The organism is Aquimarina sp. MMG016 (assembly GCF_018100805.1).
Classification (GTDB): Bacteria; Bacteroidota; Bacteroidia; order Flavobacteriales; family Flavobacteriaceae; genus Aquimarina.
The window spans coordinates 654,319-678,234 of the sequence record NZ_JAGJEA010000001.1; the positions used below are offsets into that span (position 1 = coordinate 654,319).

A 23,916-nucleotide genomic window follows, 5' to 3' on the forward strand; every position below is an offset into this window, starting at 1 on the left:
GGTGTTTTTTAATGATTAAAATGATGAACTATAGCTATTACAACAAAACCAACAGGAATAACAATTGCAAAAGCTTTTGCAAATTTGGTTGCGCCAGCGGCATACTTGTTATTAAAACCTACTGATTGAAATGAAGAAGCAAAACCATGCCATAAGTGCAGGGCTAAAAACACAAAGGAAAGCACATACAATCCTGTACGGATTGGACTTTCGAACTTATGCACCAGTTCTTCATAATATCTTGTAGGAATTTCTGGATTTACTTCTACATACTTATAAACGATTTCTGGAACCCAGAAATCATAGAAATGCAATCCTAAAAAAGCTAGCACTACCAATCCTGAGTATATCATATTTCTAGATACCCAAGAAGCATTCGCACCTCCATTATACTTAGCATATTTAACAGCACGTGCTTTGTTATTCTGAAGCTCTAATACAAACCCCATAACAAAGTGAAAAATCACTGCAAAAATTAGCACAGGTTGAAGCGCAAACTGCACTATTGGATTAGTCCCCATAAAGTGAGAAATCTCATTAAAAATATCCGGACTAAAGACCGACGTAAAATTGATGCTAAAATGTTGAAGTAAGAAAAATACTAAGAAAAGTCCCGAAAGTGCCATCGCTACTTTTCTAGCTATTGAAGATTTTATCAATCCACCCATTTTTTAAAATGTTTAAAAATTTCGATAGCAAAAGTAAGGCTCGCAGGTCTTTTTAACAACATTTATACTAGCTTTATATAGTATTTATAATGAATTTAAAATATGAAATCCTTTTTGTTTAAACTTTATTACGAAATCGTTTGAGTTATCAACTTAAGATTCAACAAAAAAACATATTGATTTTTACAAATATCTTACTTTTACCATATGCAAAATATCATATCCAAACTTCCAGAGGTATCTACAACAATATTTACAATAATGAGTCAAATGGCTAACCGGCATAATGCTATTAACCTTTCTCAAGGCTTTCCTAATTTTGGGGTTAGCCCGCAACTCATAGATTTAGTTACTATTGGTATGCAAAAAGGATACAACCAGTATGCTCCAATGCCCGGTTTGCTATCACTACGAGAAGTCATTTCTAAAAAAACCGAAAGCTTATATCATAAATCTTATCATCCTGAAACCGAAATCACAATTACAGCTGGAGCAACGCAAGCAATATTTACTGTTATTGCTGCCTTTATAAACCCTGGAGATGAGGTCATTGTTTTTAAACCAGCCTACGATTCTTATGAACCTTCTATAGAATTATTCAATGGAACGATTGTTCCAATACAATTGTCAGCACCTGATTTTACCGTAGATTGGAAAGAAGTTGCTTCCAAAATTAGTTCCAAAACTAAAATGATTATTATCAACTCACCACACAATCCAAGTGGAACAATTTGGACTAAGGACGATATGTTACAATTAGAAAAGTTATTAAAGGGTACTGATATCATTTTACTAAGTGATGAAGTATATGAACATATTATTTTTGATGATCAGGAACATCAAAGCGCTGCAAAATTTCCGGGATTAGCCGAGCGTAGTTTTATAACTGCTTCCTTTGGAAAAACATTTCACGCTACTGGTTGGAAAATGGGGTATTGTCTCGCTCCTAAAGAATTGATGACAGAATTCAGAAAAGTACATCAATTCAATGTATTTTGCAGTAATCATCCGATGCAATACGCACTTAGTGAATATCTAAAAACTCCTAAGAATTATTTATCACTTTCTGGTTTTTATCAAGAAAAACGAGATTTGTTTCTTTCTTTGATTAAAGATTCCAGATTTACCTTTAAACCTACTTCGGGAACTTATTTTCAGTTATTGGATTATTCTGCGATTACAGATGAAAATGATGTGGCTTTCGCCGAAAGGTTAACTGCAACACATAAAATTGCTTCAATTCCTGTATCCGTTTTTAATCTAAATCAACAAGATGATAAAGTACTACGTTTTTGTTTTGCGAAGACAGATGAAACTTTGAAACGAGCGGCTGATATTTTGTGTGGTATTTGAAGCCTAATTTAGCAAACATTATACATCTAGTGATAATGTCTACTATATTTTATTTTCTGAGTTTTTTTAGTTATTTTTAATTTATATTTTTGAAAAAAATTGCCAACCTTTAGGTTGACAATTTTTAAGAAATATCCTTACTGGAAGAGGTTTCTGAAATTATATAGCGCCACTATTAATTCTAAAACCAATGTAAGGACTGCAATTAGGAGCCAAATCTTGTTTCCATTATTTGGCTCTTTTTGAAAAAAATTCATCCACCATACACCTCCTTTCTATTTTACAATAAAGTTAAATGTTAATTTTTATTCTAAATTGAACATCATAAATACTTTTTAACAATATTATCAACAATAAAGTTGCGATTTATGGGTAAAAATCCCCATTTTCACATCAAAATTTGCATATTTGGAAGTAATGTTGCATATTTGGAAGTAATATCTTTATAAACATGGAAGACGTCAAAAAAAATAGAAAAGTAGAGGTTTTTGAAACATTAAAAGCCAGAATGAAGCAGAAGCAATATACCAATTACCAACTTCATAAATTAACTAATATTTCTCAGAGCTCATTAAGTCGTTACTTTAATAATGAATCTGATATGTCCTTATCAGCCTTTTTAAAAATATGTAATGCCTTAGATTTCAAATGCTATCTCGTTCCAGCTGATGAGATCACAGAAGAATTCGAATCTTCCTTAAACTTAAAAATCAAACCTTAACTGAATAATTTCCACCTCATCCTTTTTGGTGTCTTTTTTCTTTTCCTTACCTGTATTCAGATTAGAAAGTGAAATCCCAAGTAATCGTACAGAATTCTTCATCTTCTCCTGATACAACAGCTCTTTTGCCGTTTCTAATAAGATATCGGCATCACTTACGTAATATGGTAATGTTTTACTTCGAGTTTGTAATGAAAAATCGCTATACTTGATTTTTAAAGTAATTGTTCTTCCGGCCACTTTGCTTCGTTTCAGACGTTTTTGGAGTTCTTCGGCTATACTTTCTAACCGCTCCAGCATATAAATCTCTGAAGAAATATTATCACTAAAAGTACGCTCCGCAGCCAAAGACTTGCGCTCGCGATTCGGTTTTACCTTGCTCAGATGAATTCCACGAACGATACGATAGTAATGTCCACCAGATTTACCAAAATGTTGTGTTAGAAACTCTTCGGATTTCGATTTCAGGTCTTTTCCGGTATAAATACCCATCTGGTACATTTTAGCTTGGGTGACCTTACCTACTCCGTAGAATTTTTTGACATCAAGGTCTTCAAGAAATTCAATTACCTCTTCAGGATTTACAGTTTTCTGGCCATTGGGTTTATTATAATCACTGGCAACTTTGGCAATGAACTTATTAATCGATATTCCTGCAGAAGCTGTTAAACCAACTTCATCAAAAATTTGTTGCCTAATTTCTTTTGCAATCAAAGTCGCGCTGGGATTTCCCTTTTTATTTTCGGTAACATCTAGATAAGCCTCATCTAATGATAGCGGTTCCACCAAATCCGTATACTGGAAGAATATCTTTCGTACCTGTTTTGAGATATCCTGATATCGATCAAATCTAGGTCTTACAAAAATCAATTCCGGGCACAGCTTTCTTGCTGTAAAACCAGGCATAGCTGATCGTACACCAAACTTGCGAGCTTCATAACTTGCAGCACTAACCACTCCACGTTTTCCTCCTCCTCCAACTGCTAATGGTTTTCCTCTAAGCTCAGGATTATCCATTTGCTCTACAGAAGCATAAAAGGCATCCATATCTACGTGTATGATCTTTCTATGTGGTATTTGTTCTTCCAAAAGAAAAGTGAATTCATTACAAATTTAGAGCTTCTTTCATTAAAGTAATAATAGTGTTTATATACCTTTACAAAACAAACGAATCTAAAATGCTCAAAACAGCAATCATATTAGGCGCAACAGGATTAACCGGAGGGATTCTGTTACAAAAATTAATGGATGATGATCGATATGAAAAAATTAAACTGTTTTCCAGATCCAGTGTAAACATTTCACATCCTAAAATCGAAGAACATTTGGTAGATCTTTTACAACTAAGAAATTATGCTCAGGACTTTATCGCTGATGAAGTTTTTTGTTGTATTGGCACTACCAATGCCAAAACTCCAGACAAAGAACTATATCACAATATAGATTATGGAATTCCTGTAAGTGCTGCCCAACTATGTAAAACCAATAAAATTTCAACTTTGATTGTGATTTCAGCTTTAGGAGCTGATCCTAAAAGTCGTGTATTCTATAATCGAACCAAAGGCGAAATGGAAGAAGCGGTTTTAGAATTTGACATTCCAAAAACGCATATCTTACAACCTTCTTTAATTGGTGGGCAACGTTATGAAAAACGTCCTGGTGAGTACTTTTTTAAACAATTGATGAAAGTTTTTAATCCTTTACTGATTGGTTCCTTCAAAAAATATCGAACAATCAACCCTGAAACGATCGTTTCAGCAATGGTTTGGTTGGCAAACCACAAGTTTCATCAAAAAAGAATTATTTCTGATGAGATCCAAGAAATTGCCCTTAAAAAGTAGTACAATTGGTTCATTTACCGTATCCGTATCTTTCTAAACCCTTATTATTACCAAACATCCAGAACAGCTTCTACATTTGTCCAAAAGTATTTATTATTAAAAAACAAAGAATTATGAAGCTATTAAAAAAAATCACACTGGTATGCTGTACCCTTTTATTTTCCTTAAGTCTTTTTGCTCAATCTAATATAAAATCCTTTAGTTTTAAGAAGGGAGAAGTGTTGGATATTCTTTTACTAACCAATAAGCCAAATATCGAAAAAGACTTTGAGAAATACAAAAAGACTGCTTTTCCTGTAGCTTTTAAAAGAACTTATCGACCACAACCTGGATTTAGTATTAAGGAAACAACCCAGGGAAACATTCAACCTACTACTTTTATTTTTGGTAAATGGAATGACTTAAAAAATCGTGAACAGTTTATTTCAGAAATCGAAGATGTGGTTCCGGATTTTCATGTACAACGAAGAAATATGTGGTCTATATTTAATTTAACGTATTATGAAATGCCAAAAGATATTTCTTTTAAAATCGATAAGAACAAATACAATGTAGCCACATCTTATTGGAAAAAAGATGCTGCATCTTTTAAAAAATTTACAAACCTTTGGTTACAAAAATCAACGGCAAATGGAGGAAAAAACATTCTACAACTTACCAACGGAAAATCACCTATTGGATATTATCATAACCCTGATCTACTGGTGATTACTCAATGGGACAGTAAAGAAGATTTTGATGCTTTTTATAAAGAAAATCTTGCCATGAACCATAATGGTGTATTACATGTAAACCAATTTGTATTAAACTAGTATATTAACCTCGAAAACAGATCCCAACAAATATGCAGTCCATCCTAAATCAATTAGTTTATTTTGGGTATTTTCAAAGTTTATTCCTACTATTTATTTATGTGCTTTCTCCTAAAAAAAGAAAAAGCATCAACGGGTATGTAGCTTTTCTGGTACTTGTTTTAGCCATAGGATTGACAGGACGTGTATTGTATATTTCGGGTTATTTTGGTGATAATTATCGCTGGGTTATTTTCTCCGAATTTGCCACCCTACTTTTTGGTGCCACCATTTATTTGTTTACCAGATCCAGTTTATTGAACAAACCATTCTCTTATAGAGAGCTGTTTCATTATCTACCTGCTGTAGTATATAATATATTTGTTACAGTTGCTTTTATATTACCTTCTGATGAGATATTAAAAGCCAGAACAGAAAGTGGGGAAAACTTCAGATTCACCCTATTTTTTATCACGATAGGGCTGATTTTTAACATTACCTATTGGGCCTTGAGTCTCAAGATATTTTTAAAATTCAAAAAGGATCTTAAAAATGAATTGAGCTACCACATAAAATCTCAATTTTTTATGAATTTTCTTATTGCAGTAGGGTTCTGTTTAATTTGTTGGTTCACCTTGTTTGTTTATTGGGTTTTGGGATATGTGGGTCTTAGCAAATTAAGCTGGCAAGTGATATGGATAAGTATTGCCCTTATTATCCTGTTTATTACTTTTTATGGAATGAAAGAGCCTAAATTGTTTAGTATTACTACTATAATTACTCCAAAAAAGTATGCGCAATCTAAATTATCAAACACAGAACTAGAAGCTTTAAAATTACAATTAGAGCATTTAATGGAGGAAAAAAAACCGTACCTCAACAGAAAATTATTAAAATCAGAATTGGCAGAAATGCTTGGTGTAAGTAACCCAGAAATTGCACGTTTACTCAATGAGCGTATTGGTATGAACTTTTTTGAATATATCAATTACTACAGAATCAAAGAGTTTATCGAACTTGCAAAAACGGACAAAGCCAAAAGCATGACCTTCTTTGGCCTAGCTCAGGAGGCAGGATTTAATTCTAAAACCACCTTTAATAAATCATTTAAAGATTTAATGGGATCGACTCCCAAGGTATATTTTACAAATTCATCAATCAAAAACGAACAAACAATTCATAAGCCATAAAAAAAATGAAAAGAAATCTATATCTCTTAATTAGTTGCATAATTATTTTTAGTAATCCAATAATCGGACAACTTCAAATACCTGCCCTAAGCCCATCATCTAGAACAATACAAACAGTTGGACTAACCAGTATTGAAATCGAATATTCCAGACCAAGTAAAAGAGAGCGTACCATTTTTGGAAAAGGCGGTTTATTGCCAAATGGCGAAATATGGAGAACAGGTGCCAACGCTGCAACCAAAATTACATTTAGTGACAATATTAAAATATTTGATACAACATTAGAAAAAGGCTCTTATACCATACTCACTAAGCCTGACACAGCCAGTTGGGAGGTTTATTTTTATACATATGAATCAAGCAATTGGAATTCTTATGTCAATAGTAAACCTATTGCAAGATTTACCGCTAATATCAATTCATTAAAAGATACAATGGAAACATTTATGATCTATATCGATCAAATTTCTTTGGATAGTGCACAACTGGTCTTTGCTTGGGAAAATAGTAAAGTTATGCTTCCTCTAAAAGTAGAAGTACATAATAAAACAATGGCTAATATCGAAAAAACACTATCAGGACCAACCAGTTTTGATTATTTTCAGGTAGCATTGTATTTGCACGAAGTAGGAAAAGATCTTGATAAAGCTTTGATATATATCCAAAAGGCTACAAAAAGTAAAAACCCATTATTTTTTCAAGTGTATAGAGAAGCATTAATCCTGGCAGATCTTGGCAGAAAAACTGAAGCTATTGGTGTCGCAAAACAATCCTTAGAGCTTTCTAAAAAGGCTAGAAATAAGGACTTTATCAGATTAAACGAAAAGTTTATTGAAAAATGGGAGAGATAGGCTATATTTTGATTCTAATAAACTTGTTATAAGAAAAATAGATTCTTGCCTACGCAGGAATGACAAATTATTGATATGATCGAAATAGAACGTAAATTTCTGGTTACTGCTGAAGCCTTTAAAACCGAAGCTCAAAACAGCTATCGTATTGTACAAGGGTTTCTGAATACTGATCCCGAACGAACAGTACGTATTCGTATCAAAGGAGAGGAAGCGTTTATCACTGTTAAGGGAAAAGGTAATAACTCTGGTACTTCTCGTTTTGAATGGGAAAAGGAAATCACAGTGACTGATGCTGAAGCCCTTCTTCCTCTTTGTGAGAAAGGAATTATCGAAAAAACACGCTACGAAGTTAAATCCGGAACGCATACTTATGAAATAGATGAATTCTTTGGCGAAAACGAAGGGTTAATCATTGCTGAAATCGAATTAAATAATGAAAATGAAACTTTTTCCAAGCCCGATTGGTTAGGAAAAGAAGTTACCGGAGATAATAGATATTACAACTCACAATTGAGCAAAATTCCCTATTCTCTATGGTAAAAAAGTAAACCACTTATTTAGTTTCCACAGTTAACAAAACAGTAACATATTTTTCTCGTAAGGGATGAATTATCAATTCGTCTATTGGGACTTAATATTAACCAAATTTAGAAAATATGTTACTCAAACCTAAAAAATCCCTAGTCGGGATAGTATTATTTTTTTGTCCTTTTTTAAACGTTAATGCACAGATTCCGGTAGATGGTTTTTACCCTAAAAAGAATACATTTACTGTTGCATCCAGTTATTCTTTTAAGAGTTACGATCAGTTTTATCGTGGATCAGAACTCTCTGATGGTAATCCAGCAGGATTGGGAGAAATTTCGTCTTCGATATTCTCTATTTATGGTTTATATGCCATAACAGATTGGTTATCTTCTACAGTGAATTTACCTTACATAACTGTTCAAAGCGAAGACGGGGCTCCAGACCCTATTCAACAAGTAGATGAAGTCTATGGAGTTCAAGATCTGGGCATTTTCCTAAAAGCTAAGGTTTTAGGAAAAAAATTTAATAATTCTTCCAACATAAGTATAGGAGGAGCAACAGGAGTTACCTTTCCGGTTAGTGATTATGAAGGAGCAGGAGTATTATCATTAGGAAATAAAGCTACTACTGTAAATGGTGCAGCAATTTTTCAATACTCAACTCCTATTAACATTTTTGCCGAGATTCAATTAGGATACAGCTATAGAAATAGTAGCGATTTTGACATTCCAAATGCTACAGTTTATAGTGCTAAAGTTGGATATCATAATCAATTTATTTATCTGCATGCCAAACTAGATATACAAAACTCTATGTCTGGTTTGGATATTGGAACTCCTGAATTCGGACAAGCAGGTGGTCCCGCTATTCTTCCTGAAACTGAAGTAGATTTTACGAATCTGTCATTTGATTTTTACGTTCCTATATATAAAAACAATTTCGGAGCTTCTGCAAGTTACGGTACTACTTTGGATGGTAGAAATTATAACAAAGAATCTGCTTTTTCCTTTGGGTTGGTATATACCGCTAGATAGTTAGAAACACATAAGGTCACCATCAAATGATTATATTTGATGGTGATTTATCTTAAAATAGTTCGTCATGAAATATCTATACTTATCTCTTCGCAAAAAGATTATATATATTTTTTCATTATTCACATTGCTTTCGTCTTGCAAACAACCTAATGAAATACCTGCTCCAAAGGCCGAAACTACCCCTAATATTGTTACTGAGACAAAACCTTCAGCTAAATCTATTAAAGATGAATTAGAAAAAGATGGGTTTCAGATTTTCGAATATATAGATAAAGAAACCGGAGACACCATAATTATGCAACAATATTTTATAGCCTTTTTAAAAAGAGGGGCAAATCGTTCCCAAAGCAAAGAAGAAGCTGATAGCCTTCAAAAACTGCATATGGAGCACTTAGGAAAAATGTATAAAGAAGGATATGCCGACATTTCGGGGCCTTTTGGAGATGATGGAGATATTCGCGGTATCACAATTTACAATACTCCAACCCAAAAAATGGCAGATAGTCTTGCAAATCTTGATCCAATGGTTAAAGCAGGTCGCCTAACTATTGAGGTACACCCTTGGTGGGCTGCAAAAGGGTTTCCACTTCGATAGAAAATGGAAAATTAGAAATACTTAAGTGTCAGGTCAATCAGCTTTTGTTTAAATTCTGTATAAGGAGGTGACATAAACTCAATGGCACTGGGTAGTTTTTGCTTAAACATGGCTCGTTCGTTTGTAAATTCTATAAACCCATAATGTCCTCGGGATTTACCAATACCACTATTGTTGATGCCTCCAAAAGGTAAATTAGGATTACCAACATGAATTGCTGACATGTTGATACAAGAAGCGCCAGAACTAGTGTTTTCCAGGAAGTACTTGATATTTTTTTTACTTCGACTATATAAATACATTGCCAACGGTTTCTCTTTAGTATTAATCAATTCGACAACCTCTTCTTTATCTTTATATGAGATAATAGGAAGTATTGGCCCAAAGATTTCATATTGCATTAGATCAGAATCCTTTGGTGGATCCATAACCAAAGTTGGCTCGATGTATCTATCCTCTTCATCCAACGCACCCCCATAAACAACACTTCCGCCTTTTTGGATAGTATTTTCTAAATACCCTTTTAATCTCTCAAAATGTTTAGAACTGATAACTCTAAGATAATCCGGTGATTTTATAGCATCATCCCCATAGTTCTTAACAATCTGATGGGTCAAACCTCTAATAAAATCATCCTTTTTACTCTCATGAACAATCACATAATCCGGTGCGATACAAATCTGCCCTGCATTGATAAATTTAGCCCAGGCAATTCTTGGAATTATAGCTTTAAGATCTGCTGTTTCATCAATAATAGTAGGTGACTTCCCTCCTAGTTCCAAAGTTACACTTGATAGATGCTTAGCAGCTGCAGACATCACAACTTTACCAATCTCGGGAGCTCCCGTAAAAAAGATATGACTAAATTTCTTACTAAGTAGGGTGGTGGATACTTCTACACCACCTTCTACCATAGCAATTTCTTTTCTCTCAAATGTTTCTTCAATAATTAACCTCATCACACTAACAGCATGAGAAGTAAATTCTGAAGGTTTAAGTATAACCGAATTCCCTGCAGCAATCGCGGAAACTAAAGGCGCAAACAACAACTGCATTGGGTAATTCCATGGTGCGATGATGAGGCACATCCCTTTGGGCTCATAATGAATCCAAGAGGATGAACCTATCATGGTTATCGGAGCAGGAACCTTTTTGGGCTCCATCCAATTTCGTAGATGTTTTATAGCAAATCTGATCTCGGTAAGAACAGGATAAATCTCGGTAAGATCTACCTCTGCTGAAGGTTTTCTGTAATCTTTCCACATTGCCTCCTGCAATTCCTTCCGAAATTTTAAGATCGATTTCTGAAATTTCTTCAGTTTCTTAATACGCTCTTTTGCATTCGTCTTTCCCACAAATCTATAATGGGATTGCTGCTCAGCATATATCTCTTCTATTACAGAAATTGGCGTTTCATTAAGTTCAGTAGCCATAATTCATCTTTGAAAATCATTAAAACTATCTCTTTTAAGCAAATAAGGATTGTAGCTTCATAGCTACTCCCATATCTCCTTTGATCTTTACTTTACCATTCATTACCGCTCCCATAGGATTCAGTTCTCCTTTGATTAATGACATAAAATCATCAAACCCTACATCTACCTGGCAATCCGCATCTTTATCATCTATAGAAACGATGTTTTTATCTCCAGTTCCGTCAATATACAATTGCTCATCACCAAAATTAAACTTTAATGTATTGTTTAGGCTATCTGCTTTACCTGCTTTTTCTTGAATTGTTGATAATACATTTTCCAAATTACTCATAACGCTATTCTTGTTTTTAGTTATATTATTGTTTGATTTATTTTCTGCTTCTTTATATGACACATCATCGATAACCATTTTGGCTATAATTTCCCGCATAATCTCTGATGTTCCCCCTCCAATGGTTCCAATACGGCTATCTCTAAACATTCTTGCTATTTTGAAATCTTCGATATAACCATAACCACCAAACGATTGTAAACATTGAGTCATTGTTTTGTCTGATAATTCTGTAGCTAGTAATTTAGCCATAGAACATTCTTTTACTGCATATTTACCGTCATTATTTAATCTTGAACAATGCAGTACAAATTGCTTACAAGATTCTATTTCTGAGGCCAATTGTGCCATTCTATGTCTTAATACCTGAAACTTATTGATTGGTCTTCCAAAAGCAGATCTCTCTGACATATATTTCAAAGTATATTCCATTGCAGCCTCACAAGCGGCATAGCCTAATATCGCTCCTGCCAATCTTTCTACTTGCAAGCCTCCCATCAAATAGTAAAACCCTTGACCTTCTTCTCCAATAAGGTTTTCCTTAGGTATTTTTACATTATCAAAAGCTAACTCTGCCGTATCCGATGCATGCCATCCTAGCTTCTTTAACTTTGTTCTACTCACACCTTCTTTATCCAAATCCACAATTAATAGGCTTACCCCTTCAGGGCCAGCTTTTGAATCCGTTTTGACCACACATACCACAAAATCACCATAAACGGCATTAGTGATAAAAGTTTTCGAACCATTAACGATATAATGATCATCTTCTAACATTGCTGTAGTTTTTATATTAGCTACATCAGATCCTGCAGTTGGTTCTGAGATTCCAATACAACTAATGGCTTCACCGGAAATAATTCCTGGGAGGTATTTTTCTTTAAGTCTTTGGGAACCATACTTTAGAATATACGGCCCAGACATATATTGAACTACGGTTTGGGTAATCGCAAAGCCCCCGGAAAATACTTTAGCTATTTCTTCGCAAAATATTACATCATAAAAGAAATCCAAATTTGATCCACCAAACTCCTCTGGATAGGAAAGTCCCAAAAACCCCATATCTCCCATTTTTTTCCAGATATCTCTGGGAATAAGACGATCTTCTTCCCATTGATCAATGTTAGGTATTACTTCTTTTTTTAAAAAAGCTCTCAGACTTTCTCTAAATAGCTCATGTTCTTCGCTAAAATAATAACTCTTCATTGTATGCTTTTTTAAATTTTATACTGATTTTCCTTAATGAAATGTGTCGCAATTGTTCTTCTGTCTTCTATAATATTACGCACTGGTAATTGTAATAATTTATTGATTGCTTTAATAGTCATTAGTGCTATATCTCCCTCAGCAGAAGCTGAAACCACTTCTTTAACAGCAGTTTTAATATGACCAGCTGATGTATGCATGCATATAGAGCTCATAGCTTCTCGTATTTCCTTGTTCTTCTCTTGATTTTTTAGTGTTCTAAGGATTACTCCTTCCAAAATGTATACTTGCGTAATGATATCTGCCAAACGCGACAACACCTCCTGCTGTTCCTGAATGTCCTGTTGAAATTTTTGCATCACCTGACCACTAATAAGTATTGCCGATTTTTTACAATTCTCTAAAAAGTCTAATGCAAATTCTTTAAATGATTTATTACTATCCGCTGGTTTTAGATTACCAGATTGCAAATCCTGAAAGGCCTGCGTAGCAGATTGAATTAATGGCAGTTTTCCTTTAAGTACATATTTTAAGATGGTACCCGGTATCACTAATCTATTAATTTCATTAGTTCCCTCATAGATTCTGTTACCTCTAATGTTTCGATAATGGATAGAAATTTCACTTTCTCCAGAGAAGCCCATTCCTCCATGCATCTGTAAGGCTTCATCAACCACAAATTGCTCTACCTCCGATCCAAAAACTTTTATCATAGCACATTCTGCAGCGAATTCCTGGGCCACCTTTTGCTTAGCTCTAAGTGGGTCTAATCCTTCTACAATAAATTCATCATAAACATTATCCATATCACCTCCCAACCGATTCCACCCGGATTCTATAGCGTAAATATCAATAGCCATCTTGGCAATCTTTTCCTGAATGGCTCCAAAAGATGAAATCGTCTTTTTAAATTGTACTCGTTGATTAGCGTATTGTACTCCTAATCTAAAAGCTCTTTTACCGATTGCAGATCCTGCAACACCTATCATCAAACGACCCATATTAAGTGCGTTCATTGCAATCTTGAACCCCTTATTTCTTTCACCCAAAAGGTTTTCTACAGGTACTTTTACATTTTCAAAAAATACTTGCCTGGTAGATGATCCGTGTATTCCTAGTTTATTTTCTTCTACACCTAATTTTACACCCCATTCTTTTTCTACAATCAGGCAGGACAAGTTTTCATCTCCTTCGATTTTACAGAATACAGAAAATATATCAGCAAAACCTGCATTGGTAATCCACATTTTCTGACCATTCAAAATATAATGCTTTCCATCCTCACTCAAAGTAGCTTTAGTCTTTCCTGAATTAGCATCCGATCCTGCTCCGGGTTCTGTCAGGCAATAAGAACATTTAAGCTTACCTATGAGAATATCATCAAGGTATTTGTTTTTTTGGGCTTCAGTTCCATAAAAAAGAATTGTATTAACACCAAGTCCTCTTTGAACTCCTAATGTTTGTGAAAAAGAAAAACTATCTGACATAACCTCAGAAGCAACAAGATCAGTTTTAATGTCGCAACCCATACCACCGATACTTTCGGGAACGGAGATAGCCAAAAAACCTAACTCACCAAGCTTTTCAAGTATTTCAGGAGCAATTTCTGTACCTTCTTTACTATCAAAAACTTCCTTAAGAGGCTCAATTTCTTTATTTATAAAATCTCGAATTGCATCTCGAAGCATGTGTTGCTCCTCGGTATAATCCTCTGGAGTAAAAATTGTGTTTGGATCACTAGTTTTGATCAAAAACTCACCACCTTTAATTGTTTCTAATTTCGATTCCATAACTACATAAATGATTTAAGTACATTGGCTAAGCCCATCTTATCAAAACTTAAATGCTGAGCTCCATCTACCATCAAAGAAACTCCAGTGATATACTCAGCCATTGGGCTTGATAAAAAGGTTACTGCATTAGAAACATCCTCTACTTTTCCGAATCGTTTCAAAGGAATTGCTTTTTGAGCTTCCTCAAACATATCCTGAATCTGTTTCGGATAATTATCCAATCCACTAGATTCAATTATTCCAGGTGCCACGCAATTGATTCTTATATTAAAATCACTCCATTCCTGAGCCAGTGTTTTAGTCAAGTTTTCTACTCCTGCCCTAGCTGCTCCAGTATGAGCCATCCCTGGAAATCCACGGTATACTTCTGCTGTAATATTAACAATAACACCTTGTTTTTGAGGAATAAAAAAGGCATTTGCCATCTCACGAATCATAGAAAAAGTACCATTTAGATTATTGTTTATCACAGCATTCCATCCTTTATCGTTTATATATTCTGCTAATGCAGGGAACTGTCCTCCTGCATTATTGACAAGGATATCTAATCGCTTATATTTTTCTTTGATCATAGCAACTAATGACTGAATCTCCTCAGTTTTTCTGATATCACAAGCTTGATATGATAATTCTCCATACTCGGCTAATTGATCAGCAGCAGCTTTAAGTTGATCTTCCTTTCTGGAACAAATAATAACTTTTGCGCCAAGCTGTAGAAAATCTTGAGCAATCTGAAATCCAATACCAGATCTTCCTCCGGTTACCAGCGCTACTTTATCTTTAAATGTACCTGATTTCAACATAATTAAGCTTTTACTTTTTTAGGAATATTAAGCATTTCTCTTGCTTCTTCTATCGATGCAATTTCTCGACCTATCATTCTGGCAAGAGAAGCTCCTGCTTCTACCAGTTCTCCGTTAGATTTTGCCATATCTCCATTAGGTAAATAAAAGTTATCTTCTAATCCTACTCTAAAATTACCTCCCATTGCAGCTGCAATGGCAGAAAGTTGCCATTGCTTACGGCTAATCACTATAGATTGCCAAAAAGCACCTTCAGGAACTTGTTTTATCTGGTGCAATAGGTTTTCTGGAGTTGCAGGAATTCCTCCCATAACACCCATAACCAAACTATAACAAGCATTCTCGGGTAGTAATCCCATTTCTTTAAGTGGTTCAGCATTTCTGATATGACCAGTATCAAAGCATTCCATTTCCGGACAGATTTGATGCTCATTCATCATTTTTACCACTTTGATCATATCATCAAAAGAGTTTTCAAAAACACCATTCCATATAAATTGTTTTGCTCTTTTAGAAAAAATAGCATAATTCATACTTCCCATATTGAATGCGGCCATATCTGGTTTGGTAGCAGGCAAGTGTTTCAATCTATCTTCGATAGAAAGTCCAATTGCTCCTGTAGAATAATTAATAATTACATCCGGACAGTGTTTTCTAACCTCTTTTGTAATTTCCTCGAACACTTCTGTTCTCCAACTCGGCATTCCGTTATCTTCTCTAGCATGTATATGAACTATAGCAGCTCCTGCATCTACAGCTCTTTTTGCTTCTAGCCCCAATTCCTGTGGCGTATAAGGAATATCAGGGCAATGTGTTCTGTTAGTCGCCGCTCCGGTTAGCGCAGCAGAAAGAATCATTTTCTTAAAAGCCATAATTTTTCAGTTTATTAAACTACTACTAATATTTTTATTTATTTGATTTTCAATTAAACACATCTCATTACAATTTAAAAATATCCCTTTGACTAAACCCTATGTTCATTTTCTTTGCTCGCCCAAAGAAAACGAACCAAAAGAAAAGGCGCTTTTTTCAAGGCATTTTTTAGCATAGCTAAAAACCGAATTTATTTTGCTAAAATCTTTCCAAGGTTTCAAAATTTTTTAACGCAAAATAAATTCTACGCTGGTGAAAAAAGATTTCTCAAAGCCCTGCTTTGGAACGTTAACTTACCTATCGGATAAATTACTATTTTATTCTCCTGTCCAAACAGGTTGTCTCTTTTCTCTAAAAGCAAGTAATCCTTCCTGACCATCTTTGGAACCAACCGTTTTCTGAAGCATTTCCATAAGGTATTGGTGTTTAGATTCCTGCTTATTAATGGTATCTAAAGCTTCTAACCCAAGTCTAATAGCAGTAGGAGAATTTGCTTTGATTTCGTTAAGCAAAGTATTGATCGTATTATCAATCGTTTCTGGAGTAGTGATATGCGTAATAAGTCCATAGTTTTTGGCATCACTTACATCCAAATCATAACCCCGAATACACCAATCCACAACAATTCGTTTTGGCATGATCTCCAGCAACGCAGCCATTACCTGAAAAGGAAACAAACCTCTCTTAACTTCTGGTAGTCCTAGCTTAATTCCTTCATTACAGATCACATAATTTGCCCCTGCAAGGAAAAAAAAACCTCCAGCAAGTACCTTCCCTTGGACTTTGGTAATTACAGGTTTATGAACTTTATTAAACAGTTCGCCTATAAGTACTTCTCCTTTAGCTCGTGGAATTGATGAATCAAATTCTCCAACCATTCCCATAAAAGCTTTAAGATCTGCTCCTGCACAAAACACATCTCCTTCTGCATCAATCACTATAGCCCTAATATTACTAGTTTGTTTAGCAAATTGCATAGCAAAAGCAATTTCTTGTACCATATGTGGATGCAATGCATTTTTCTTTTCTGGTCGATCTAATGTAAGTGTCAAGATGTGATCTTCAACCTTTAGTTTTATAAAGGCAAATCTTTGATCTAGCGCATCCTGAATGAGTTTGTTATCAAAAAAATCCATAATTAGTTTTGATTAATTTTTAGGAGTAAAAAACCTGCTTCGACATTATTTCCTTCTTCGACATAAACCTCTTCTACGGTTCCATTTTCGTTTGCTAAAAGAATATTTTCCATTTTCATAGAAGAAATTACAATTAGAGGATCCCCTTCTTTTACTTTATCTCCTTCTGAAACATGAATTTTTACAATTTGAGAAGGTATCGGAGATTCATACCCTCCTTTTACAACTTCTTTTTCCTTTACAGGGAAACGATCTTGTCTGGTCATCTGAACATTTCCAATAGTAGCAGTATGCACAAAATAATCGTTGCCTTCACTAAATACCGTATAATCCTTCTGAATACCATTAATGCTAAAACGAGCTTTGTCTTTAACTACCTCTACTATTTCTGCAGTAAATTCTTGATCATTTACAAGCAATGTAAAGTTCTGGTTTTCATATTTATATTGTACCATCAGCTTTTCCCCATTAATTATAAATATCTCTTTTTGGTATTCATAAAAATTACTTCTCCATCCTGACGGAAGACTTTTTAAAACTCCTCTGGAACTCTCTCTATCATGCCAACTATGAAGTGTAATTACTATTGCTATTTCTTGAATACGTACTTTTGATAAGCTATGTATTTCTGAAAGATTAATATGTTCATCAATAAAATGTGTATTATAATCTCCATTTTTGAAATCCTTATGCTGAATAAGAGTTTGTAAAAATGACTGATTCGTTACAGTGCCTAAACAAATCATTTGCTGAAGCGCATAGCCCAATTTTGAATGCGCTGATAGTCTATCTTTATCTTTTACAATGATTTTAGCAATCATCGGATCATAAAACATAGAAATCTCTGATCCAGACTCAATAGCAGATTCTACCCGAAGCCCTTCTATATCAGGAAAATTAAATTGATGAACGGTTCCGGTAACAGGGGCGAAATTATTTGCTGCATCCTCAGCATACAATCTGGCTTCAATTGCATATCCATCTGCTTTTACATCTTCTTGCGAAATCTGTAAAGGAAGTCCCTGAGCAGATTCTATTTGCATCTGCACTAAATCAAGACCTGTAATGGCTTCGGTAACCGGGTGCTCAACTTGCAATCTGGTATTTACCTCCAGAAAATAAAAATCTCCAGTTTTATCATCAAAAATGAATTCTACTGTTCCTGCATTATCATAGTTTAATGCTTTGGCAGCTAAAACAGCAGCTTCCCCCATGGTTGCTCTCAATTCTTCGGTCATTATCGGAGAAGGGCTTTCTTCTATGACTTTTTGATATCGCCTTTGTATGGTACATTCTCTTTCCAACAGATGAACAACATTACCTTGCTGATCTCCAAAAATCTGAAATTCAATATGTCTTCCTGATTCGATATACTTTTCAATCAGTAATTCATCATCTCCGAAAGCATTTTTAGCCTCGCGTTTTGCAGAAATGATTGCATTTGCAATTTCTTTTTCTTCATAAACAATTCTCATCCCCTTTCCTCCACCTCCGGCGGTAGCCTTTAGTAGTACTGGAAAGCCGATTTTTAGTGCTTCGGTTTTTAGAATATCCTCGGATTGATCTTTTCCTTTATATCCAGGTATTACAGGAACACCTGACTCTTCCATAATAGTTTTAGCCTGTGACTTAGATCCCATTGCTTCGATAGCTTGGGAATTTGGTCCTATAAAAATGATGTTAGCTTCTTCGCATTTGCGGGCAAAAGAAGCATTCTCGGATAGAAACCCATATCCCGGGTGTATTGCATCAGACCCTGAACGTTTTGCGGCTGCAATAACTTTATCTTGATCCAGATAGGAGTTTGCCGGTTCTGAAGCTCCAATGTAGATACTCATATCCGCCTGCTTAACATATGGAGCATCTTTATCTGCATCAGAATATACTGCTACACAGGTAATTCCTATTTTCTTACATGTTCTGATTACTCTAGAGGCAATTTCACCTCTATTGGCAATCAGTATGGTACTAATCTTCTTCATATATCTTTATAATCCTAGTGTCTCCAGACACCATAGCTATTTGTTCCCTTTATTTCCTGACTATATAAAACTGCAAGAGAGAATCCTAAATAATTTCTTGTTTCTTTAGGGTTAATCACTCCATCATCCCATAACTCTGATGTTGCATGCCAAGCCGAAGATTTTGCCTCTGCTTCGGCAATAAGCATAGCTTCAATCATTTTGGCTTGTTCTTCATCATATGGTATTCCTTTTGCCTCTGCAGAGGACTTTTGAATGATTTTCATCACACCTGCCAGTTGCTGCGATCCCATAACTCCGATTTTGGAATTAGGATAGGTAAAAAGGAAATTCGGTTCATAAGATCTACCATTCATACCATAGTTTCCTGCCCCAAACGAAGAGCCTATCATCAAAGTAATAGAAGGCACTTTACTATTAGAAACTGCATTGATAAGCTTAGCTCCATTTTTTATAATTCCTCCTTCTTCATACGCTTTCCCCACCATATAACCTGTAGTATTCTGCAAGAATAGTAATGGGATATTTTTCTTGTTCGACAGCTGAATAAACTGTGCTCCTTTATTTGCTGATTCTGAGAAAATCACTCCGTTATTGCCTAGAATCCCTACGGGATATCCATGTATTTTTGCCCAACCGCAAATCATTGTATTACCATATTCTGATTTGAATTCTGAAAATTCTGAACCATCGGTAATCCGCATAATCAATTCTCTAACATCAAAAGGTGTCTTGATATCTACAGGAACTACCCCCAGAATCTCATCAACATCAAAAAGTGGTTCTTTAATCGGTGAATCTGGGATCAAATGCGGGTTAGGTTCTGGAATGAATTCCATGATCTCTCGAGCTATTCTTATGGCATCCAATTCATCTTCTGCCAGATAATCCGAAACTCCTGAAACTCTACTATGCATTTCTGCTCCACCCAATTCCTCATCAGTAGCAACTTCATTAGTTGCCATTTTCACTAATGGAGGCCCGGCAAGAAATACTTTTGCAGCTTTTTTCTGAAAAATTGCATAATCAGACATTCCTGGAATATAAGCTCCACCTGCTGTGGCATTACCAAAAACTACTGATATCGTTGGAATTCCTAATTCTGATCTTCTTGTAATCTCTCTAAACCCTTCTCCTCCATAGTTAAAAATCTTAGCTTGATCAGGAAGGTTTGCTCCTCCGCTCTCCACCAGATTTATGGAAGGGAGCTTACATTCTCGTGTGATCTGACCTATTCTAAATCCTTTAAAAACCGTTGCATAATCTACCGATCCTCCTTTTCGGGTACCAACATTAGAATTGATCATACATAATTTTCCATGTACTACTCCGATTCCTGATACATTAGTCCCACCAGCTCCAAATCCTCCTTTATTCTGCAATCCTGCCAAAGGTAAGAGCTCTAGAAACGGACTATCTCTATCCAGCAAAAGTTCTATACGTTCTCTGGCCAATAATTTATCACGGCTACGAGCTCGATTTATGGATTTTTCGCTGCCTTGAAAACGGCTTTCTTCTAAATACTCTTCTAGTTTTTCAACTAATTTAAGCATCGCCTTTTTATTCTCTTTGAAGGAAGCACTGGCTGTATTAATATTAGATTTTAATGCCCTCATTTATTGTACTTCTTTAATTTCTTTTCTTACTAAAAACTGCTGAATTCCATAAGGAACCAAGCCAGATATTCTATACAGTATTCTCATTTTCCAACCACTAACAACAAAGTCTTTATGCTTTATAAAACCGTTCCAAACGTCTTTTGCTACTTCTTCTGATGTAGTAGTTGCCAAGCCACTAAAAGTTTTCAGCTTATCCATTTTACCAGCTTTTCTGAAATTAGTATTCTTTATGGCAGCTGGGCATACACACATTATTTTGACATTAGACTTAAGAATTTTTAGTTCTTCATTTACACTTCGACTAAAATGATTCACAAAAGATTTTGTAGCACCATAAGCACTTAGTTTTGGTGTCGGCTGGAAAGAAGTATTAGAGCTAATATTGATAATAGTTCCCTCGTCTTTATGCAACATATCTTTTAAAAAAAGTCTAGTCATTTTGTATACGTTGACCACATTAAGTTCAATCATATTTAACTCACGATCGATGTCTATATCACTACTAAATCCAAAAGTTCCAAAACCAGCATTATTAATCAATACATCAACATTCCATTGATTTTCTTTTACCCAATTGTATACTTTTACTGCCGAGTCTGATGATGATAGATCTAATACAAGTGAATCGATATTACAATCCGGAATTTCTGATCTTAATTTTGATATGGCAATATCTATTTCTTCTTTTACAAGAGAAACCCATAATAATTGATATCCTGCATTGGCAAAGTGTTTAGAAATGGAAAAACCAATTCCACTAGATCCTCCCGTTACAAGAACTGTTTTACCTATAGCCATATCACATTCTTTTCGTCGTTATGCCAATCCAGAAAATGTTTCCCAAATTGGTTGTCTATTTCTCCTCTTCTTATTTTAAGTGTTGGAGTCAATAGTGCATTTTCAGTATTCCAAACTTTAGAATCAACAATAATCGTAGACACCCGTGTATAATTAGCTAAACTTCTGTTAAGCGAAACTAGTGTGTTCTCTAAAGATGATTCTATTTCTTCTTTTTTAGCAGATTGTGCTACTTCTGAAAGGTTCACTATTGCAATAGGCTGGGGTATTCCTAGCCCTGCAATACAAACTTGTTCAATCAACTCATTCTTTTCTATTTTTTCTTCTAACGGATTTGGAGTAATATACTTTCCTTTGCTAGTTTTAAATGCATCTGAAACACGTCCAATAATTTTTAGAAAACCATTTTCATCATAGGTTCCTTTATCTCCGCTATGAAGCCAGCCATCTTTTAATACTTTTCCCGTTAAATCAGGGTCTTTATAATACCCCGTCATCATATATGGTGATTTCATGAGTACTTCTCCAGTTTTAGGATCAATTTTTACTTCACAACCCGGAACTGGTTTCCCCACAGAATCTGTCGGAGCATCTTTCATTGGTGTATTTGTGATCGAGCCACAAACTTCGGTCATACCATAGGCTTCTATAAGATGTATTCCAAGTTGTTTATACCATTCTTTAAGATACGCAGGAGTTATTGCCGATCCTGTAGCTACTACTTTGGCATTAGCCACACCCAAACCATAACGAATCTTCTTTTTTATGATTCCAGACAGCACAGGGATTTTAAATAATAATCTTTGTTTTTTAAGAGATAGTTTATTTACCACCGCCAAATAAAATTTTGTCCAAATCCGTGGTACTGCAAAAAATATAGTTGGTTGAGTATCTTGCAGATTTTTGGCAAAGGTTTCAATACTTTCTCCAAAAGAGATAGTTCCTGCCATCATCAAGGCCACAGCATAAACTCCAATCTTTTCTGCCACATGATTTAAGGGTAGGTATGACAACAATTTTGGGTTCGGATAATTCGCAATACCAATCCAATCATTATCATTATCATCTTTAATAATGTTCACAGGAGTCTTATGTATATGCATTGCTCCTTTTGGCGTTCCAGTAGTACCGGAAGTAAACATAATTGTCCAAAGCTCATCCGGATCAGGAATATATCCCTGAGCTAATGGTTCATTTTCTGAAACTAAATCATCCCAAGGTAATCCCTGAGTAATTTTAACATTCCCTTGATAATACGGAAATCGTATAATTTGAGTATTATCTGGTATTTCCTGATCATGATCTGACCATTCTTCTAACTTTCCAACAAAAACCGCTTTAGCATCTGAAAGATTTAGAACTTGACCTAATTGAGTGGCAGAAAGATTATAATACAACGGGACAGAAACAAATCCTCCCATCATAATAGCCAGATCTGTAAGTATCCAGTGGTAACAATTTTTAGAATATATAGCGACGTGGTCCCCTTTTTTTAATCCTAATTTTTGTAATGCATTGGTCATTCTAGATGCCTCATTGTAGGCATCAAGAAAAGTCAAAGTTTTCCATTTATCTCCATATGGTTGTTTTAGAAAAGGGTGGTTAGGCTTTTCTTTAACCCAATGATAGAAGTATTCCGGAAGAGAATCATAATTTGGAAAACTTACACTACTCATAGTATATAAATTAAAACGTTAAATAAGAATCCATATTCTGATCAAATTTTTCTCCCATACTCGCATGATAATCATCACCAAAAAACTTCTTGAATGATGCTAATCCTTTTTCAGTAAGATGTGGTAATAACAAACTCCAGATAACCTTCTCCCCATCATCTTTTGTTTTATCTCCTCTAATTGCTTGCTGTGAAGGCCAAAAAAACATCATCATCCAAGAGGTGAGCACCAAATTTTTGTAGACTCCAGGAACCGGTTCTGGCCTCATATTTCCCAATTGAATAGAAAACGCAATCGCTATTTCTATATCTTTCATCATTTTTTCACAAAGTATTTTCATTTTAGGAGCAATCAACGGATGTTTTAATACCTGATTATCATGAAAAATGAAGGAGTATTCCTTTTGTAATTTATAGTAGTGTTGGGCGTCATTGTGCAAATTCTGAAAAGAAGGTATACTTTTCTCTTCTCTAACATTAATTAACTTATTCCACAACTGCTCTGTTAGCTCTTTTAATAATGACTCTTTATCCTTAAAATGATAAGTCATATTACCTCTGCTCATATCCAAAGATTTTGCTAACTCAAATAAATTGACAGCACCATATCCTGATTTATTAAAGGTCTTAAGAGCCTGATCCAGTATTCTTTCTTTCGTCGCCATCTTACTTTTTTCCATAAAAAT

Annotated in this window: 22 protein-coding genes; 9 read left to right on the plus strand and 13 right to left on the minus strand. The window is 34.8% G+C overall.

Annotated elements, in window-relative coordinates; all coding sequences use genetic code 11:
- Positions 1-8 precede the first annotated feature (8 nt).
- On the minus strand, positions 9-668 hold the full coding sequence (locus J8M14_RS02820) for a succinate dehydrogenase cytochrome b subunit (protein ID WP_211072861.1): 660 nt from the start codon (positions 666-668) through the stop codon (positions 9-11).
- A 207-nt stretch (positions 669-875) separates the two neighbouring features.
- Here J8M14_RS02820 and J8M14_RS02825 point away from each other — a divergent pair, with 207 nt between their 5' ends.
- A complete protein-coding gene (locus tag J8M14_RS02825) occupies positions 876-2,021 on the plus strand; it encodes a methionine aminotransferase (protein ID WP_211072862.1) in 1,146 nt (381 codons plus the stop codon).
- Between the two features lie 451 nt (positions 2,022-2,472).
- On the plus strand, positions 2,473-2,742 hold the full coding sequence (locus tag J8M14_RS02830) for a helix-turn-helix transcriptional regulator (protein ID WP_211072863.1): 270 nt from the start codon (positions 2,473-2,475) through the stop codon (positions 2,740-2,742).
- Here J8M14_RS02830 and dinB read toward each other — a convergent pair.
- Entirely contained in the window at positions 2,725-3,831 is a 1,107-nt protein-coding gene (gene dinB / locus J8M14_RS02835; protein ID WP_211072864.1) for a DNA polymerase IV, read from the minus strand. The genes J8M14_RS02830 and dinB overlap by 18 nt on opposite strands.
- Before the next feature lie 89 nt (positions 3,832-3,920).
- On the opposite strand from dinB, the gene J8M14_RS02840 reads away from it, so the two are divergent.
- The 7 genes from J8M14_RS02840 to J8M14_RS02870 all read left to right on the plus strand — a co-directional run bounded on the left by J8M14_RS02840 (position 3,921) and on the right by J8M14_RS02870 (position 9,578).
- Positions 3,921-4,583 (plus strand): NAD-dependent epimerase/dehydratase family protein, encoded by a 663-nt coding sequence (locus J8M14_RS02840; RefSeq protein ID WP_211072865.1) that lies wholly within the window; start codon positions 3,921-3,923, stop codon positions 4,581-4,583.
- Between the two features lie 113 nt (positions 4,584-4,696).
- Positions 4,697-5,395 carry a hypothetical protein gene (locus J8M14_RS02845; protein ID WP_211072866.1) on the plus strand — a complete coding sequence of 233 codons (699 nt, stop codon included), beginning with the start codon at positions 4,697-4,699 and terminating at the stop codon, positions 5,393-5,395.
- Between the two features lie 32 nt (positions 5,396-5,427).
- Positions 5,428-6,564 carry a helix-turn-helix domain-containing protein gene (locus tag J8M14_RS02850; RefSeq protein WP_211072867.1) on the plus strand — a complete coding sequence of 379 codons (1,137 nt, stop codon included), beginning with the start codon at positions 5,428-5,430 and terminating at the stop codon, positions 6,562-6,564.
- A gap of 5 nt (positions 6,565-6,569) precedes the next feature.
- Positions 6,570-7,415 carry a DUF2911 domain-containing protein gene (locus J8M14_RS02855; protein ID WP_211072869.1) on the plus strand — a complete coding sequence of 282 codons (846 nt, stop codon included), beginning with the start codon at positions 6,570-6,572 and terminating at the stop codon, positions 7,413-7,415.
- Positions 7,416-7,490: 75 nt separating this feature from the next.
- Positions 7,491-7,958: a CYTH domain-containing protein gene (locus J8M14_RS02860; protein WP_211072871.1), complete on the plus strand. Its 468-nt coding sequence runs from the start codon at positions 7,491-7,493 to the stop codon at positions 7,956-7,958.
- Between the two features lie 116 nt (positions 7,959-8,074).
- Positions 8,075-8,980, plus strand: a complete 906-nt coding sequence (locus J8M14_RS02865; RefSeq protein WP_211072872.1) for a hypothetical protein — start codon at positions 8,075-8,077, stop codon at positions 8,978-8,980.
- Between the two features lie 67 nt (positions 8,981-9,047).
- Positions 9,048-9,578, plus strand: a complete 531-nt coding sequence (locus J8M14_RS02870) for a hypothetical protein (protein ID WP_211072873.1) — start codon at positions 9,048-9,050, stop codon at positions 9,576-9,578.
- An 11-nt stretch (positions 9,579-9,589) separates the two neighbouring features.
- Here J8M14_RS02870 and J8M14_RS02875 read toward each other — a convergent pair whose 3' ends face one another.
- The 11 genes from J8M14_RS02875 to J8M14_RS02925 form a co-directional block, all read right to left on the minus strand.
- Positions 9,590-11,011, minus strand: a complete 1,422-nt coding sequence (locus J8M14_RS02875; protein ID WP_211072874.1) for an aldehyde dehydrogenase family protein — start codon at positions 11,009-11,011, stop codon at positions 9,590-9,592.
- 34 nt (positions 11,012-11,045) lie between these two features.
- The gene (locus J8M14_RS02880) at positions 11,046-12,551 is read right to left on the minus strand and encodes an acyl-CoA dehydrogenase family protein (RefSeq protein WP_211072875.1); all 1,506 of its coding nucleotides are present in this window, start codon (positions 12,549-12,551) and stop codon (positions 11,046-11,048) included.
- An 11-nt stretch (positions 12,552-12,562) separates the two neighbouring features.
- Positions 12,563-14,341, minus strand: a complete 1,779-nt coding sequence (locus tag J8M14_RS02885) for an acyl-CoA dehydrogenase family protein (protein WP_211072876.1) — start codon at positions 14,339-14,341, stop codon at positions 12,563-12,565.
- 2 nt (positions 14,342-14,343) lie between these two features.
- Positions 14,344-15,147 (minus strand): SDR family oxidoreductase, encoded by an 804-nt coding sequence (locus tag J8M14_RS02890; RefSeq protein ID WP_211072877.1) that lies wholly within the window; start codon positions 15,145-15,147, stop codon positions 14,344-14,346.
- Between the two features lie 2 nt (positions 15,148-15,149).
- Positions 15,150-16,019, minus strand: a complete 870-nt coding sequence (locus J8M14_RS02895) for a 3-keto-5-aminohexanoate cleavage protein (RefSeq protein WP_211072880.1) — start codon at positions 16,017-16,019, stop codon at positions 15,150-15,152.
- A gap of 318 nt (positions 16,020-16,337) precedes the next feature.
- Complete coding sequence (locus J8M14_RS02900; RefSeq protein WP_211072882.1) at positions 16,338-17,156, minus strand: enoyl-CoA hydratase-related protein; 819 nt, start codon at positions 17,154-17,156, stop codon at positions 16,338-16,340.
- A gap of 2 nt (positions 17,157-17,158) precedes the next feature.
- Entirely contained in the window at positions 17,159-19,138 is a 1,980-nt protein-coding gene (locus tag J8M14_RS02905) for a biotin carboxylase N-terminal domain-containing protein (protein WP_211072885.1), read from the minus strand.
- Positions 19,139-19,152: 14 nt separating this feature from the next.
- The gene (locus J8M14_RS02910) at positions 19,153-20,754 is read right to left on the minus strand and encodes a carboxyl transferase domain-containing protein (protein ID WP_211072886.1); all 1,602 of its coding nucleotides are present in this window, start codon (positions 20,752-20,754) and stop codon (positions 19,153-19,155) included.
- Complete coding sequence (locus J8M14_RS02915; protein ID WP_211072888.1) at positions 20,755-21,555, minus strand: SDR family NAD(P)-dependent oxidoreductase; 801 nt, start codon at positions 21,553-21,555, stop codon at positions 20,755-20,757.
- On the minus strand, positions 21,546-23,231 hold the full coding sequence (locus tag J8M14_RS02920; protein WP_211072889.1) for an AMP-binding protein: 1,686 nt from the start codon (positions 23,229-23,231) through the stop codon (positions 21,546-21,548). Before J8M14_RS02920 ends, J8M14_RS02915 begins: the two co-directional genes overlap by 10 nt.
- A 10-nt stretch (positions 23,232-23,241) precedes the next feature.
- Positions 23,242-23,910, minus strand: coding sequence for a TetR/AcrR family transcriptional regulator (locus J8M14_RS02925; RefSeq protein ID WP_211072890.1), 669 nt, complete (start codon positions 23,908-23,910; stop codon positions 23,242-23,244).
- Between the last annotated feature and the right edge of the window lie 6 nt (positions 23,911-23,916).

Bases quoted from the DNA above. Each gene is read 5' to 3' on its own strand.
- J8M14_RS02870 (WP_211072873.1), top strand. From the start codon at position 9,048: ATGAAATATCTATACTTATCTCTTCGCAAAAAGATTATATATATTTTT.
- J8M14_RS02910 (WP_211072886.1), bottom strand. From the start codon at position 20,754: ATGAGGGCATTAAAATCTAATATTAATACAGCCAGTGCTTCCTTCAAA.
- J8M14_RS02900 (WP_211072882.1), bottom strand. From the start codon at position 17,156: ATGGATTTTTTTGATAACAAACTCATTCAGGATGCGCTAGATCAAAGA.
- J8M14_RS02880 (WP_211072875.1), bottom strand. From the start codon at position 12,551: ATGAAGAGTTATTATTTTAGCGAAGAACATGAGCTATTTAGAGAAAGT.
- J8M14_RS02885 (WP_211072876.1), bottom strand. From the start codon at position 14,341: ATGGAATCGAAATTAGAAACAATTAAAGGTGGTGAGTTTTTGATCAAA.
- J8M14_RS02925 (WP_211072890.1), bottom strand. From the start codon at position 23,910: ATGGAAAAAAGTAAGATGGCGACGAAAGAAAGAATACTGGATCAGGCT.
- J8M14_RS02860 (WP_211072871.1), top strand. From the start codon at position 7,491: ATGATCGAAATAGAACGTAAATTTCTGGTTACTGCTGAAGCCTTTAAA.
- J8M14_RS02920 (WP_211072889.1), bottom strand. From the start codon at position 23,231: ATGAGTAGTGTAAGTTTTCCAAATTATGATTCTCTTCCGGAATACTTC.
- J8M14_RS02820 (WP_211072861.1), bottom strand. From the start codon at position 668: ATGGGTGGATTGATAAAATCTTCAATAGCTAGAAAAGTAGCGATGGCA.
- J8M14_RS02840 (WP_211072865.1), top strand. From the start codon at position 3,921: ATGCTCAAAACAGCAATCATATTAGGCGCAACAGGATTAACCGGAGGG.
- J8M14_RS02915 (WP_211072888.1), bottom strand. From the start codon at position 21,555: ATGGCTATAGGTAAAACAGTTCTTGTAACGGGAGGATCTAGTGGAATT.
- J8M14_RS02830 (WP_211072863.1), top strand. From the start codon at position 2,473: ATGGAAGACGTCAAAAAAAATAGAAAAGTAGAGGTTTTTGAAACATTA.
- J8M14_RS02845 (WP_211072866.1), top strand. From the start codon at position 4,697: ATGAAGCTATTAAAAAAAATCACACTGGTATGCTGTACCCTTTTATTT.
- J8M14_RS02890 (WP_211072877.1), bottom strand. From the start codon at position 15,147: ATGTTGAAATCAGGTACATTTAAAGATAAAGTAGCGCTGGTAACCGGA.
- J8M14_RS02875 (WP_211072874.1), bottom strand. From the start codon at position 11,011: ATGGCTACTGAACTTAATGAAACGCCAATTTCTGTAATAGAAGAGATA.
- J8M14_RS02850 (WP_211072867.1), top strand. From the start codon at position 5,428: ATGCAGTCCATCCTAAATCAATTAGTTTATTTTGGGTATTTTCAAAGT.
- J8M14_RS02865 (WP_211072872.1), top strand. From the start codon at position 8,075: ATGTTACTCAAACCTAAAAAATCCCTAGTCGGGATAGTATTATTTTTT.
- J8M14_RS02905 (WP_211072885.1), bottom strand. From the start codon at position 19,138: ATGAAGAAGATTAGTACCATACTGATTGCCAATAGAGGTGAAATTGCC.
- J8M14_RS02825 (WP_211072862.1), top strand. From the start codon at position 876: ATGCAAAATATCATATCCAAACTTCCAGAGGTATCTACAACAATATTT.
- J8M14_RS02855 (WP_211072869.1), top strand. From the start codon at position 6,570: ATGAAAAGAAATCTATATCTCTTAATTAGTTGCATAATTATTTTTAGT.
- J8M14_RS02895 (WP_211072880.1), bottom strand. From the start codon at position 16,019: ATGGCTTTTAAGAAAATGATTCTTTCTGCTGCGCTAACCGGAGCGGCG.